The sequence below is a fragment of the Natronospira sp. genome, assembly GCF_007134575.1.
In the GTDB taxonomy this organism is placed as follows: domain Bacteria; phylum Pseudomonadota; class Gammaproteobacteria; order Natronospirales; family Natronospiraceae; genus Natronospira; species Natronospira elongata.
In genome coordinates, this window is the sequence record NZ_SLKM01000145.1 from 1 (window position 1) to 14,197 (window position 14,197).

13 protein-coding genes are annotated in these 14,197 nt (G+C 62.2%); 4 read left to right on the plus strand and 9 right to left on the minus strand.

Translation table 11 applies throughout. From position 1 onward, the window contains the following. Nucleotides 1–72 precede the first annotated feature (72 nt). From ACJWXQ_RS05690 to ACJWXQ_RS05710, 5 genes are read right to left on the minus strand one after another with little or no spacing between them, the layout of a single operon-like run. Nucleotides 73–561 (minus strand): GNAT family N-acetyltransferase, encoded by a 489-nt coding sequence (locus tag ACJWXQ_RS05690; protein WP_346052330.1) that lies wholly within the window; start codon nt 559–561, stop codon nt 73–75. Next, a complete protein-coding gene (locus tag ACJWXQ_RS05695) occupies nt 554–1,189 on the minus strand; it encodes an ABC-type transport auxiliary lipoprotein family protein (RefSeq protein ID WP_406672348.1) in 636 nt (211 codons plus the stop codon). The genes ACJWXQ_RS05690 and ACJWXQ_RS05695 overlap by 8 nt, the downstream gene beginning before the upstream one ends. A 7-nt stretch (nt 1,190–1,196) precedes the next feature. Further along, nucleotides 1,197–2,123, minus strand: a complete 927-nt coding sequence (locus ACJWXQ_RS05700) for an MlaD family protein (protein WP_346052334.1) — start codon at nt 2,121–2,123, stop codon at nt 1,197–1,199. Nucleotides 2,124–2,157: 34 nt separating this feature from the next. Beyond that, on the minus strand, nt 2,158–2,922 hold the full coding sequence (locus tag ACJWXQ_RS05705; RefSeq protein WP_346052336.1) for an ATP-binding cassette domain-containing protein: 765 nt from the start codon (nt 2,920–2,922) through the stop codon (nt 2,158–2,160). 2 nt (nt 2,923–2,924) lie between these two features. Further along, nucleotides 2,925–4,025, minus strand: a complete 1,101-nt coding sequence (locus ACJWXQ_RS05710) for an MlaE family lipid ABC transporter permease subunit (RefSeq protein ID WP_346052338.1) — start codon at nt 4,023–4,025, stop codon at nt 2,925–2,927. A gap of 149 nt (nt 4,026–4,174) precedes the next feature. Between ACJWXQ_RS05710 and ACJWXQ_RS05715 the strand changes: the two genes are divergently transcribed. Both ACJWXQ_RS05715 and ACJWXQ_RS05720 read left to right on the plus strand, forming a co-directional pair. Then, complete coding sequence (locus ACJWXQ_RS05715) at nt 4,175–5,311, plus strand: flagellar motor protein MotA (RefSeq protein WP_346052340.1); 1,137 nt, start codon at nt 4,175–4,177, stop codon at nt 5,309–5,311. A 3-nt stretch (nt 5,312–5,314) separates the two neighbouring features. Continuing rightward, nucleotides 5,315–6,424: a peptidoglycan -binding protein gene (locus tag ACJWXQ_RS05720; protein WP_346052342.1), complete on the plus strand. Its 1,110-nt coding sequence runs from the start codon at nt 5,315–5,317 to the stop codon at nt 6,422–6,424. A 125-nt stretch (nt 6,425–6,549) separates the two neighbouring features. Here ACJWXQ_RS05720 and ACJWXQ_RS05725 read toward each other — a convergent pair whose 3' ends face one another. Further along, nucleotides 6,550–6,792 carry a hypothetical protein gene (locus ACJWXQ_RS05725; protein WP_346052344.1) on the minus strand — a complete coding sequence of 81 codons (243 nt, stop codon included), beginning with the start codon at nt 6,790–6,792 and terminating at the stop codon, nt 6,550–6,552. Between the two features lie 58 nt (nt 6,793–6,850). Continuing rightward, nucleotides 6,851–8,242 (minus strand): sodium/proline symporter, encoded by a 1,392-nt coding sequence (locus ACJWXQ_RS05730; RefSeq protein WP_346052346.1) that lies wholly within the window; start codon nt 8,240–8,242, stop codon nt 6,851–6,853. Nucleotides 8,243–8,413: 171 nt separating this feature from the next. Here ACJWXQ_RS05730 and ACJWXQ_RS05735 point away from each other — a divergent pair, with 171 nt between their 5' ends. Continuing rightward, the gene (locus ACJWXQ_RS05735) at nt 8,414–10,000 is read left to right on the plus strand and encodes a diguanylate cyclase (RefSeq protein ID WP_346052348.1); all 1,587 of its coding nucleotides are present in this window, start codon (nt 8,414–8,416) and stop codon (nt 9,998–10,000) included. 9 nt (nt 10,001–10,009) lie between these two features. Here the strand turns inward: ACJWXQ_RS05735 and ACJWXQ_RS05740 are convergent, their stop codons facing one another. Both ACJWXQ_RS05740 and ACJWXQ_RS05745 read right to left on the minus strand, forming a co-directional pair. After that, nucleotides 10,010–10,858 (minus strand): ion transporter, encoded by an 849-nt coding sequence (locus ACJWXQ_RS05740; protein ID WP_346052350.1) that lies wholly within the window; start codon nt 10,856–10,858, stop codon nt 10,010–10,012. A 73-nt stretch (nt 10,859–10,931) separates the two neighbouring features. Next, nucleotides 10,932–12,032, minus strand: coding sequence for a GGDEF domain-containing protein (locus tag ACJWXQ_RS05745; RefSeq protein ID WP_406672349.1), 1,101 nt, complete (start codon nt 12,030–12,032; stop codon nt 10,932–10,934). 177 nt (nt 12,033–12,209) lie between these two features. Here ACJWXQ_RS05745 and ACJWXQ_RS05750 point away from each other — a divergent pair, with 177 nt between their 5' ends. Next, nucleotides 12,210–14,183: an EAL domain-containing protein gene (locus ACJWXQ_RS05750; protein ID WP_346052354.1), complete on the plus strand. Its 1,974-nt coding sequence runs from the start codon at nt 12,210–12,212 to the stop codon at nt 14,181–14,183. Nucleotides 14,184–14,197 lie beyond the last annotated feature (14 nt).

Consider the following 14,197-nt stretch of genomic DNA (forward strand, 5'->3'; position numbering starts at 1 on the left):
ATAGAAAGCATAGCCAATTGAGAAGATAACGGCTTGATTTGCATCAAGCCAGTGAAAGGCATTGCCCAACAATCAGATCTGAATGACGCGCAGAGAGACCATTTTCGGGGGCGTGCCGTAGCGGCGCTGATCCACCTCTTGGAACCCGAGGGCTTCATGGAACCGCTCCGACACCGGGTTGGGCGGCATCACATCGAACTCGCAACAGACGGTCGTGATCCCCCAGGAGCGGGCGATGCGGAATAGATCCTGGTAGAGGGCCTTGCCCAGACCATGACCCTGGGCGGCGCTGGCCACCACCACCCGGTCGATGTAGAGAAAGCGGGGATAGCGTTGGGCAAACCAGCGATAGTTGCTGCTGTCATAGCCACTGCCTTCCCGGAAGGCCATCAGAAAGGCGGTGGGCCGGCCGGCCGGCTCGGCAATGCGATGCACCGCCGCCTGCTCATGCAGTCGTTTCAGGCGCTCACCATCCAGCGGACTCAGGACTGCCTCCCACTCCCGGTTGAGCGTGAGTACCCAGTCCAAATCCGTGTCACGGGCATCACGGATCTCAGTCATGGTCGGTGGCGGCCTCCAGCCAAGCTGGCAATGCCTCAAGCAGGGCAAGCAGGCCTTTATTCAAGGCCCGGTTGGCGGCTGCCACACCGCCCGCGGGATCATTGCTCTCACTGCTCTCCCGCAGCTCCTGACGCAGACTGCCGAGAACCTCACCGGTCTTCAGATCCACCAGGCGGTATCGTATAGTCAGACGCAGCCCACTGGCCTCATTTTCAAACAACTGCTCGAGGCGAACCAGTTCACTGTCCAGGCGATAGTCGGCATTGACGCGACTGCCGGGCGCCGCCACATGGCGGAACTGGCCGCTGTCTTCGAGGGCCTCGGTAAGGGCCGTGGCAATCAGACGGGCGGGCTTGTCGGCCCAGCGATTGCGGGCGAACTGCCGAAGCTCGTACCCCTGCTGTCGATATTTCATGGCCGCGCTTTCATGCCCCGGCGAGGCGGACGGCGTGGCAATCAGCAGGACAGCATCACGACGCTCTGCTGCTGCCTCAACGCCGCTGCCGTCCCATTCCAGGAGGTGCAGACGCGGCGCCTCACCCCGAGTGGGGCCGATGGTGCAGGCAGAGACCATCATGATCAGGGCCGTTACAGCCACGACCCGAGTGATTCGAAATGCCTTCATCATTATTCCCCTATCGTTCACCCGGACCGGGTTCGACTTCCGGTGGGCCCAATATCAATCGCTGGGGTTCATCTTCCAGTTGATCACCCAGGCGGCGCAGGCTGTCACTGGCCTGGCGCAGGTCATCCAGCATGGCCTCCAGTTCAGGCAGGGTCCGCCGATTGAATGACTCGACGCCCACCCGCCCGGCGGAGGCAGTCCCCTCCATCTCCGCAGCGGTCCGTTCCAATTGTCCGGCCAGGGTATTAAAACTGCCCAGGGCCTCATCCAGACGGTCAATGGTCTCCGGCACCCGTTCGCCAATCCGCTCGCCCTGACGGGCCATGCCGGCAGTACTCGCCATGAGTTCATCCATCTGTTCCGCATTGCGGGCCAGGGCAGCGGTGAGGCTTTCCAGGTTCTGAATGGAGGCGGCCAGGGCATCGGTGTTCTCATCAGTGAGCAAGCGATTCAATTGACGCGCCACGGTTTCCACCGCCTCCATGCCATCATCCACGCTGTCGTCGAGGCGGGCCCAGAAGGACAGGCGTGACTGGATCACGGGATAGGGCTCGCCTTCGGGCTGGGGCGGGGGACCTGCATCGGGGCTGCCACCCTCAAGCTCCAGGCGCAGAAGACCGGTGGCCCCCTGACTTCTCAGCACGGCGGTGGTGTCGGCACGTACCGGTGTATCGGCCGCCAGGTCCAGTGTCACCTTGACCCGTCGTGGATCCGACGGATCCAGGGACAGACTGTGAACGCGACCCACCGGCACCCCCTGCATCAGGACCCGGGAGTTTTCCGCCAGACCCGAAACAGGCTCTGCCATGTAAACGGTGTAGAAAGTCGTCTCGCCCCGACGCAGGTCACCGGCGATCCACAAACTAAGCACGATGGCGGCGACCAGGAAGACCAGCACGAATAATCCGGTCAGGGTGTAATTGCTGTTGGTTTCCATCACTCGTTTCCAGTGTTCCTTGAGGAACCTCTGATCAATTCATTCGCTCGCGGCTGCGCCGGTCGGCAAAATATCGGGAAACCGCTGGGATCTGAGACTGACTCAATGTGTCAATCGGCCCCTGCTCCAGAACACGCCCCTGGCCCAGGTAAACAACGCGATCCGTACTCTGCCAGAGGGCATCCAGGTCATGGGTGACCATCAGCACGGTCAATCCCAGCAGGCGACTCAGTTCCACAATCAAGGCATCAAAAGCGGCCGCATTGACAGGATCCAGTCCGGCCGTGGGCTCATCCAGGATCAAAACCTCCGGGTCCATGATCAGGGCCCGTGCCAGGGCCACTCGCTTTATCATGCCGCCGCTCAGCTCATTGGGATACAGGCAGGCGACTTCCGGTTCCAGGCCGGCCATCTCCAGCTTGATCAGCGCCAGTTCTTCGGCCACTGCCGATGACAGATCCGTATGCTCCCGCAAGGGCAGGGTCAGGTTGTCGATGACATTCAGACCGCCAAACAGGGCGCCACCCTGGAACAACATGCCGATCCGCTGGCGCAGCGCACGCAGTCTGGCTTCGGACGCGCCCACCAGTTCTTCACCGAAGAACCTTATGCTGCCCGCCTGCGGTTGCCGCAGGGCGAGCAGGGTACGCAGCAAGACCGTCTTGCCGGCACCACTGCCGCCCACCAGCCCCAGAATCTCGCCCGAGAAGACATCCAGGTCCAGACCATCATGAACCCGGTGCTGACCAAAGCGATTGACCAGCCCTCTTACCCGGATGACGCTTTCCCCGGCAGCCATCTCTATAGCCCCTGCAAATTGTAGATGATGGAAAACACCGCATTGATGACGATCACGGCGAAGATGGCCTGCACCACGGCCCGGGTGGTGGCCTGCCCCACACCGCCGGCCCCGCGCTTGACCCGCAAGCCCTGGCGACAACCGATCAGGGCGATGACGGCGGCGAAGACCGGCGCCTTGACCAGGCCCAACCAGAAATGGCGGTAGCTCATGCCTTCAGGCAGTCGTTGCAGAAAGGCGGTCACACCCTGTTCATGAACGGCCCAGTTGACCAGCGCACCACCCAGCATGCCGCTCAGGCCGGCCAGCACGGTCAATAACGGCAGGGCGAAAATCAGGGCCAGCAGCTTGGGCAGGATCAGCATATCGAAAGGACTGATGCCAAGCGTTCTGAGGGCATCGATCTCTTCATTGATTTTCATGGTCCCAAGCTCGGCCGCATACGATGATGCGGTGCGCCCCGCCACCAGAATGGCGACAATCAAGGGGCCTAATTCCCGCAGCATGGTGGTGGTGAGCAATTCGGGAAGGAAGACCGTTGCCCCGTAGGTATCCAGGGCGGTACTGAGCTGATAGGCAATGACCAGACCGACGAGGAAACTCAGGACGGCCACGATCGGCACCGCCCGAACGCCGCCCTGCTCCAATTCATTGAGAAAACGGCGGGGACGGGCGGTGGAGGGCCGCAGCAGGCGTCGAGCAAATTCCGCGACCACTTCTCCGAGAAACCCCAGGAATCCGCGAAACTCCCACCAGTGCTCCCAACTGACCCGCCCCACTTCACTGAGGAAGCTTTCACGGGGTTCATGCAGGCGCTCGGGACGACGAACCCTGGCCGCCAGCTCCAATAGACGCCGGTGCTCTTCGCAAAGATGGAGATTGACCTCGCCGCCGGCCGCCTCCACGCGTGACACCAGACGATGCAGCAGCCGGGCACCGGCCACATCCAGGCCTTCCAGGGCTTCCCCCGAAATCTCCAGCCTGCCTCGGGGCAGCGACAACTGCTCAAGCCGGGCTTCAAGCGCCGCCACGCCCGGCAGACGCCACTCTCCCGCGCAGGTCAGGCTTTGCCCTTCAAGCTGGACAGTGGCTGGCGCCCCCATGTCACTCCCTTGTCTGTGGACACGATGAAATGCGGCGGATTGCAGGGCATTCTACCCCATCCGGGCCGCAAGCCCTGTCCCCGGGCACGGCTGCAAAGTGCACCCGGCTCATGTGATACTCGGAAATTCCGGAACAAGGAGATGCCGTCGTGAGAGACCCCGCCCGTGTAATCGTGTGGATGGCGCTGTTCCTGGGCGCCGTAGTCGCCGTCGCCCTGCTACTCTACCGCCCCCTGGAACAGGCCTTCATGGCCAACCCGGTCTTCAATGGCCTGATCCTGTCGGTACTGCTGGTGGGGATTCTGATCAATTTCCGCCAGGTCCTGATCCTGCGCCCCGAGCAGCACTGGATCCGGGATTTTCGCAAGGGCCAGGCCGATGCCCCCGGCGAGAGCCGCCTGCTGGGCTCCATGGCCCGGCTGCTCACCGGCCGCGAGGGTGACAATCTCAGGCTATCCACCCTTTCACTGCGCACCCTGCTGGATGGTGTCCGCGCTCGGCTGGATGAGTCCCGCGACCTCTCCCGCTATTTCATCGGCCTGCTGGTCTTTCTCGGTCTGCTGGGCACCTTCTGGGGCCTGCTCGACACCCTGCGCGCGGTGGGCAATGTCATCGCCGGGCTGTCCATCGAGGACCGCAGTGCCGCGGCCTTCTTCGAGGATCTCAAGGCCGGCCTGGAAGCCCCGCTGGGCGGCATGGGCACGGCCTTTTCCTCCTCCCTGTTCGGTCTCGCCGGCGCGGTGGTGCTGGGCTTTATCGATCTTCAGACCGGCACCGCCCAGAACCGCTTCTACAACGACCTGGAGGAATGGCTCTCCGGCCAGACACGCCTGGCCAGTGGCGCCCTCTCCGGCGGCGGCGAGGAAGGCAATGTGCCCGCCTATATCCAGGCCCTGCTGGAACAGACCGCCGATTCCCTGGAGCAGCTACAGCGCATGATGCAGCGCTCCGAGGAAGACCGCCGCGCTGCCGATGCCCGTCTGACTGAGTTGGCGACGGAATTGGCCCGCCTGACCGAACAAGGCCAGGGCGAGCGCAAGGCTCTGACCGGCCTGTCCCGGACCCAGGCCGAGCTGCGCCCGGTGCTGGAACGCCTGGCCGATGCCGGCGAACGCCAGGCCGGCGAGGATGCCGCCCTCCAGGACGGGCTGCGCGACCTGGCCCGGGCCACCAGCGACCTGCGCGCCTCGGTGGAGCGTGACCGTGAGCAGCTGGTGGGCACCCTGCGCGAGGAAATCCGGCTGCTGGCCAAGACCATCGCCTACCAGCAGAAGGGACAGGAGTAAGCCATGTTTGGCAGCAGCCGCCGGGGGCGGGATCGCTTCGATATCTGGCCGGGATTCGTGGACGTACTGGCCACGATTCTGCTGGTCTTCGTCTTCGTGCTGCTGTTCTTCGTGGTGGCCCAGTTCTACACCAGCGAGGCGCTCTACGACCGCGACCAGACCCTCAGCGCCCTGGAAGAGGAAGTTGCCGAACTGGCCGAGACCCTGTCCATGGAGCGCCGGGAACGGCGCCGCCTGGAAACGCGGGTCTCCGAGCTCGACGAGGCCCTGGCCGCCAGTCTGGCCCGGGGCGAAACCCTGGCCGGCGAACTGGCAGTTAGCGAGGCGGCACGGGCACGGCTGGCCGAGCTATTGGGCGACCGGGAAGCGGCACTGGCCGAAGCCGAGGCCGAGCTGGACGATCAGTCAGCACGCATCGTGGTTCTGGAGCGGGATCTGGATGAGACAGCGGAGGCCCTGGAGGAGGAAGAAGCGATCTCCGCCGAGGCCCAGGCTCAGGTGACCGCGCTCAGGGATGACATCCGCGCCCTGCGCGAGCAGCTCACCGCCCTGTCCGAGGCCCTGGATATCTCCGAGGCCACCATTGCCGTGCAGCGGGCGGAGATCAGTGATCTGGCCGAGCGCCTGAATGTGGCCCTGGCCGAGCGGGTGGAAGAACTGGACCGCTATCGCTCGGAGTTCTTCGGCCGCCTGCGCGAGGCCCTGGCCGATGTGGAGGAAATCGAGATCGTCGGCGATCGCTTTCGTTTCCAATCGGAGCTGTTCTTTGAAAGCGCCTCGGCGGAGATCGGTTCAGAAGGCCGGGAGACACTGGACCACTTGGCCGACACCTTCGAGGAAATCAGCGCACGCATCCCGGACGACATCGACTGGGTGCTGCAGGTGGAAGGCCACACCGACCGACGCCCCATCCGCACCGAGCAGTTCCCCTCCAACTGGGAGCTCTCAACGGCCCGGGCACTCAATATCGTTCACTATCTTTCAGAGCAGGGCCTGCCCGAAGACCGCCTGGCCGCGGCCGGCTTCGGCGAACACCAACCCCTGGACGACGGCGACGGCCCCGAGGCCTGGGCCCGCAACCGCCGCATTGAGTTGCGCTTGACCAACCGTTGAACAATCGATGCGCAACAAGGCACCAATCAGCCTAGGGCATCGCGAGTGAATTCGCTCCTACGGTGCCGGATTCCAGGCCTGGGAATATCTTGCCCTAGGAGCGGATTCATCCGCGATGGGGCCCGTCAGCGGTAGCGACAGCCTCCCACCCGTGGCACCTGGAGCTCCTCGGGGACATTACCGCCGGGGGTGAAACGGGGGATGGCGGAGCCGCCTACGCAGCGGAAATATTCACTTTGGCGCTTGGGTTCGGCATAGGCCGATTGCCGTTCCGGGTCCGTCATGCCGTTATGGGCGCAGCCGGTAATGAACAGCCCCATGGCGATGAGCATGCCGGCCAGGGTTCGGCCTGTGGTGATCTTGACCATGAGCCACCTCTCGATTGCCTCTCCCCCGTTCGACCCGGCAGGGTACCCACTGTTCCCGTCATGGCCGAAGAGCCTGCCGATAGCCCAACCAGGCGATCAGCAGGGACAGGAAAAAGGGCAGCAGGCGCTCCACCGCATTCCCCGGCGCATCGGGAAAGAAGCTGATGAAAATGGTCAGACCGGCACCGACGACAATGGCTGCCAGGCGATAGGCATCGGCCACCGGCCCGCGCCAGAGCAGGACCAACAACAGGGGACCGAAACCGTTACCCAGCACCTGCCAGGCGAACAATACCCGATCGAAAATGCTCTCGGGCACCAGCAGAGCCAGGATGGCCGCGGCGATTCCCACGGTGACTACCACCAGGCGATCCACCAGGACCGAAAAATCGCCACGGCGCATGTCGTGACTGACCGAGCCACTGGCCACCAGCAGCTGGCTATCGGAAGTGGACATGATGGCGGCCAGTACGCCACCTGTGATCAAACCGCCAATCACCGCCGGCAACAAGTCCACGCTGAGTACCAAAAGGACATCCTCGGCGTCAGGCAGTTCGGGCATCAGAACGCGACCGCTCCAGCCCAGTACCACCATGCCGATATAGATCAGGGCCGCCCAGCCCAGGGCCACCCGGCGGGCAAGACGGATCTCGTGGCCGTCGCGCATGGCCATGAAACGATTAACCACATGAGGCTGGCCGGGGTAACCAAGGCCGATGCCAAACAGACCGACAATGAAGACCATGGCCAGAAGCAGACTGGGCTGATCCACCAGGCGGGTCAGGCCGGGTTCGTTCAGGGCCGCCAGCCCTTCCATCAGAGCCACCGGACCACCCACTGCCGCCAGCGCCACATAGGGCAGCACCAGAGCAACCAGGAGCATCATCAGACCCTGAACCGCATCGGTCACGCTGGCGGCCCAGAAGCCGCCCATGACCACATAGGCAATCACAATGGCCGCACCCACGATAATGGCATTGGTGGTGCTGACTTGCGGGACCGCGGTGGCGATGGCGGAGCCTGCACCATCAAATTGAGCGGCAACATAAAAGGTAAAGCAAAAAAGAATCAGCAGACCACCCAGCAGCCTCAACACACGCTGCATGGATGGCCGAGTACCGTGGGCCAGGTATTCCACCAATGTAAGAGCCTGGTTATCGCGACTGCTTTGCTGCAGGCGGGGGGCAACCAGGAACCAGTTGATGGCAAAGCCCGAGACCACGGCCGGAATCAGCCACACCGCCTGAATCCCCCAGGCGTAGGCTGCGCCGCTCATGCCAAGGAGGGTCCAGACCGAAGAAGAACTGGCTGAGGCACTCAGGGACGCAACCACGGGCCCCAGGCGCCGGCCGGCCAGATGGAAGTCGGCACTATCACTGACCCGCTGACGGGCCCAGGCTCCGATGGCCAGCAACAGCAGTAGATAAACCAATAGAGTGGCCAGGACCATCTCCGCTTCTCCCTCCACGTGATCAGGGTGCCAATCTAGCAGCCATTGGGACTGCGGGACCAGTCCCACGCAAAGCGTGACGCATCCCATCTCGGCCAGTAGTATCCAAGCTAGCAGACCGGAGCAACTGGGGCGCAACAAGGCATGCCGATCAGGGAAAGCGGACAGTCCATGTTCCAACAGATGTTCCACCACTCGGTGGCCATCATGCTCCTTATTGACCCGAATACCGGCAGGCTTTGCGATGTCAACGCCTCAGCCGTTGACTATTACGGCTACGACCGTGACAGCTTGCTCAGTTGCAATATATCCGACATCAACATCCTTCCCAAGGCAGACATCCAGCGGGAAATGGAAGCCGCGCTGAAGGAAAAGCGCAATTTCTTTCGGTTCCAGCACCGGCTTGCCGACGGCAGAGTCAGGGATGTAGAGGTCTATAGCTCTCCGGTCAACTTTGGCAACGAAACCCGCCTGGTCTCAATCATCCATGACGTCACTGCCCGCAATGATCATGAGCGGGAGTTGGAGATTCTCATGGATGTTGTGGAGAACCTGCCCGTGGGCATCTACCGCAGCAGCGTCAATGGCAAGGGACGATTCCTCTCTGTCAATAATGAAATGGTCCGCCTGAGTGAAGCCGACAGCGTGGAGCATCTTCTGGCCACACCGGTGTCGGCACTCTATGCGGAAACGGCGGACCGTAAAATCTTTCTTGAACGACTGGAAAGGGCCGATGACTGGTATACCCAGACGGTCAAGGTGCGAACCCTGAAGGGGCGCGTTGGTCATTTTCGCATCTCGGTGCGCAAGCGATACCTCGAATCGGGTGAACTATTCGTTGATGGCGTCATGGAGGATCTCAATCGAGTCAGGGCGGCAGAACAGGACCGGCAGCAATTGTTCGAAATCATTGAAGCGACGCCAGCGATCATTGGAATCAGTGACCCCGATGGCCGCCTCCGTTTTCTCAATACCGCCGGGCGACGTGTGCTTGGCATCGGGCCCGAAGACAGTCTGGAAGGCTTCATGACACGCCAGGCGCACACCGAGGAAAGCCTGAAGACCCTGACCGAGACGGCCATGCCTGCCGCCAAGGCCCAGGGACAGTGGAGTGGTGAACTGTGCTACCGGGATACGAAAGGCAAGGAGCTCCCGGTGCAGACGACCCTGCTGGCTCACCGCAACGAAGAAGGTGAGCTGATTCGCTTTTCCGCCATTTCCCTGGACGTTCGGGTCCAGAAGGAAAAACAGGCCGTCCTGGAACAGATGGCCTACCGGGATTCACTCACTGCCGTCCTTAACCGACGCGGTTTCCAGCGGGCACTGAAAGCTGCTCTGGACGAAGCCCGGAATTCACAGGATCCGCTGGCCGTGTTGATGATCGATCTGGATCATTTCAAGCCCATCAATGATCGCTATGGGCATCCGGTGGGCGACGAGATCCTTCGCAAATTGATGCCCTTTCTGCGCAGCCGGCGCCGTCGTGGTGACCATATCGGCCGCCTTGGCGGGGAAGAGTTCGGAATCGTCCTTCCCGGGTCCAGTCAGGCGGACGCCATCCAGATTGCCGAGGATATCCGTGAACGCGTCGCCGCTGCCCCCATCACCACCAGCGCTGGCGATATCGCCATCACCATCAGTGTCGGCGTTGCCACCTTCGATGATCGTCGGGAAGCCGGCAAATCCCTGATCCGCCGTGCCGACGAGGCACTCTATGACGCCAAGGAAGCCGGCCGCAACTGTGTGCGCTGGCGATAGTGGCCCAGCTTATCGTCCACCGTCTCGGCCGTTGGCCTCGGATTCCAGACGATCAACCTTGGCGTGGAGATCCTCGATCAGGTGCAGCATGCGCTCCCGCTCCTGCCGCGCCTGGTCCTCGCGTTCGGCCTGCTTGGCCTCCTCTTCGGTCCAGTGCAGCTCCTGCATGGAGTTGACGATGATGCCGATGAAGAGGTTCAGGACCGTAAACGAGGACATCAGAATGAAGATGATGAAATAGACCCAGGCATAGGGATAGACATCCATCACCGGCCGGGCGATGTCTTCCGACCAGCCTTCCAGGGTCATGATCTGGAACAGGCTGTACATGCTGGCGCCCACGTGGCCGAACTGGCGGGGAAAGGATTCGCCGAACATCTCGGTGCCCATGACCCCGAAGACATAAAAGACAATCAGCAATAGCAGACCGATCCAGCCGATACCGGGAATGGCCTTGAGCAGGGATTCGGTCACCACCCGCAGGTGGCCAACGGTGGAGAGCAAGCGCAGCACCCGCAGGATGCGGAGTGCTCGAAGAACCGAGAGACCCGCGGAATCGGGGACCAGGGAGATGGCGACGATCAGAAAATCGAATACATTCCAGCCGTCACCCCAGAAACGGGTGCCACGGGCCACCAGCTTGCCGCCCACTTCCAGGACGAAGACCCCCACCACAAAGGCGTTGATCAGCCGCATCCAATCCCCGGCTACCGTCCGAATCTCGGGCGAAGTCTGCAGGCCGAGGATGATGGCGTTGAGGATGATGAGACCAATAACGAAGTTGCGGGGACCGGGACTGTCAATCCAGTCGCCGAGCCGAACGCGCCAGTCGGCCCGTTGCTCTGTCACTGTTGCCATGAACAATCTCTATGTATCGTGAGGCCAGGGAATCGGGCCCGGATTCTACCCCATCAAGGCCCGCCGGACAGCCTCAGGCGGGCGGCACCCGCGCCTCGCCCGCAGTTTCCCGCTCGACCCGGTTACTCCCCAGGCGCTGGGCCCGGTGCAGGGCACTCTCTGCACGAGTCAGGAGACTGCCATTGGGCTCTCCGTTGCGGTACTCGGCGACCCCGGCCGAGGCGCTGCAACGAATGCGCTCACCATCAAGCCGCAGAGGCAGCTGGTCCACGGCATGGCGGATCCGATTGGCAAAGGACACCGCCCCGGCAATGCCGGTCCCCGGCAGAACCGCGATCCAGCATTGGGCCGAATAGGGGCCAATGGCCTCATCCCCTTCCTGCAGGCGTCCAATCACATCCATCTGGCGGATTCGGGCCAGCATGACCTTGCCAAAAGCCTGATTGAGGGCATCGACAGCGGCCTGCCCCCGTTCCAGGTGAATCCGACCCAGGTCATCCAGATCCATGAGGCAGACACTCAGCGGCCCGGATTGACGCCGGGCGCGGGCCCGCTCCCGATCCAGCACCTCAATCAAGCCCTCCCGATCAAGCACCCGCGGCAAGCCTGACTCCTGCTGCGCGGCGCGAGTGGCCAGGCGTCCAGCCGGGCTCCCGAGCGCCAGCAGCAGGCCCAGCACCGCCAGCATCCAGGCGGCCAGGCCGGTCAAAAGGCCGGGCGTGATGAGCCGCTCACCGGCCGCCATTGCCGCGGCCGCCAGGAGAATGAAGGCCATGCCGGCGACTGCCCAGAGTCCCAGGTGGCGGCCATGCACAGCCAGCCAGGGCAAAGCAGCCAAAAGCAAACTGAGCTGACTCTCGGGAGCCGGCACGTACAGGCTGGCGGCAATGATCAGCGTCCCGCTGCCTGCCTGCCAGGCCCATAAGCCCGGATCCGCCCCGCCGCGCAGTGCGGGCAGCTGTCTCAGCAGTGTGAACAGCAGCAGGACGCTGGCCAGGCCAATAATGGCCAGACTCGGCCACAAGGGATCAACGACACTCCCTGTCGTGAAATGCAGCGCCACCAACATGCCCGACCAGGGCAGCCACCCCAGCAGTCCCCGCAGCAGGGGATTGCCAGCATCGCCGCGGGTCGGCACATTGACACCGCTCGGAGGCAGGGACGATCTTCTCACAGTGGACCTCGATATCAGCTTGTTATAGTTTGAGGTATCCACTGAGATTACCGCACCCGAGCGGAACAACAAACTGACAACCAGGGATTGGGTGAAAACGGTTTTTTACATAACGGGAGACCCACGTCGTGTTGCCTGTGATCCAATCCCCTCGCCCGCAAAGCAAGCTGCTTTATAATGCTGACTGACACCGAGGGCCGCTCGCGGGCGGAGCTGATTCGAAGTCTGTATCACAGCCACCGGGGCAGCTATCCCCTGGCGCTGCTGGCAGCCTTGTTGGTCGCCCTGCTCTTTCGGGACCCGTTCAATGGCCTGGCCTACCTTTTTCTCGCCTGGATGGTAGTCGCGGAAGGCGCCCGCGCGGTGGCACATCTTGCCTTCTGGCGGTTCGGCGACGCCAAGCTCTCCCTGCAGCTGAGACTGTGGGAAAACGCGTTTCTGGCGACTGCCTACCTTTCCGCCCTCGGCTGGGGCCTTGCCGGCCTGCTCTTTTTCCCGGCGGAGATGCCGGCACTGACCATTGCACTGGCCCTGATCCTGCTCACCATCAATGCTCTGGTTGCTGCCGCCGGATCCACACATTTTCCTTATGTGGCCGGCTTCCTCATCCTGAGCTGTTCGCCTCTGTTGATTCGCCTGATGCTGGCAGCCGAGCCCCTGCATTTCATACTGGCCGCCCTGATGTTCACCGTGGCGGTACTGTTGCTGGCCAGTAGCTGGCATGGCAGCCGGCACCTGCGCGAGTTGCTTGAGCTGCGTTTCTCCTACGCCAATATGGCCCAGGACCTGGCCGACGAGATTTTCGCAAAACAGGAAACGGAGTCCCGCCTCGACGAACTGGCCCATTACGATCCACTCACCGGTCTGCCAAATCGGAGCATGTTCCGTCAGCAGCTTACACGCCGGATTCGGGAACATGACCGGCGCGGTAGCCGATTCACCGTTCTGTTCCTGGACGTGGATCGCTTCAAGTCCATCAACGACTCCCTGGGCCATGATATTGGTGACAAGATTTTGCGCGAGATAGGCCGCCGACTGGCCTCGATGATGGATGAATCGGAAATGGTTGCCCGCCAGAGCAGTGATGAGTTCCTGCTCTCCCTGCAGTCCCAAAGAAGCAAGACGGTCACCCGCCGGCTGGAGGAAATCATCCGGGTGGTCAACCAGCCCATCCAACTGGAAGATACCGAGCTGCGGGTTAATTGCTCTGTGGGGGTGGCCTTCTTCCCGGATGACGGCCATTCCGCCGAAGCCCTGATTCAACACGCCGACATCGCCATGGCCCGTGCCAAGCAGTCCGGCAACAACAGTTACCAGTTTTTCCAGGCCGATATGCACCGTGAGGCCATGCAGCGGCTGGCCCTGGAAACCGCTCTGCGCAGGGCCATCAATGGCGGTCAATTGCATCTTCACTATCAACCCCAGGTAGACGCCATTTCCGGTCGCATCCTGGGTGTGGAGGCTCTCGCCCGCTGGCAGGACCCTGAACATGGCAATGTCTCGCCGGGCGACTTTATTCCGCTGGCGGAGGAGACCGGCCTGATCGTGCCGTTGGGCAAGTGGGTACTGGAAGAGGCATGCCGCCATGCCCATTTGTGGCAGGCAAGAACCGATGAGGATTTCTATATCTCAGTCAATCTCTCGGTTGGCCAGTTCGATACCGGCCAACTGGTGGAAGACGTGCGAACGACTCTGGAAGAGCACCAGGTTGCGCCTGAACGCCTGGTCCTGGAGATTACCGAGAGTCTGGTGATGAACGACCCCGAGCATCACATTGCCCTGCTAAGAGAGCTCAAGGCACTGGGGCTAAGACTGGCCCTGGATGATTTCGGCACCGGCTACAGTTCCTTGAGCTATCTGCGTCAACTGCCCATCGACATCCTCAAGCTGGACCGGCAGTTCGTACGCAATGTGGCCAGCAGCAAGGAAGAAGCGGCCATTGCCCGCGCCACCATTACCATGGCGGCGGAAATCGGCCTGACCGTGGTGGCGGAAGGGGTGGAAACCCAGGAGCAGCTCCGTTGGCTTCTGCAACAGGATTGCCATCTGGTCCAGGGCTTTTTCTTCAGCAAGCCACTATCAGACGAGGAACTGGAAAAGCTGATCACGCTGCCTCGGTCAGAGCTTGTCAGCCATTGGCCACGTTACTAAGGAACCTCTGATTA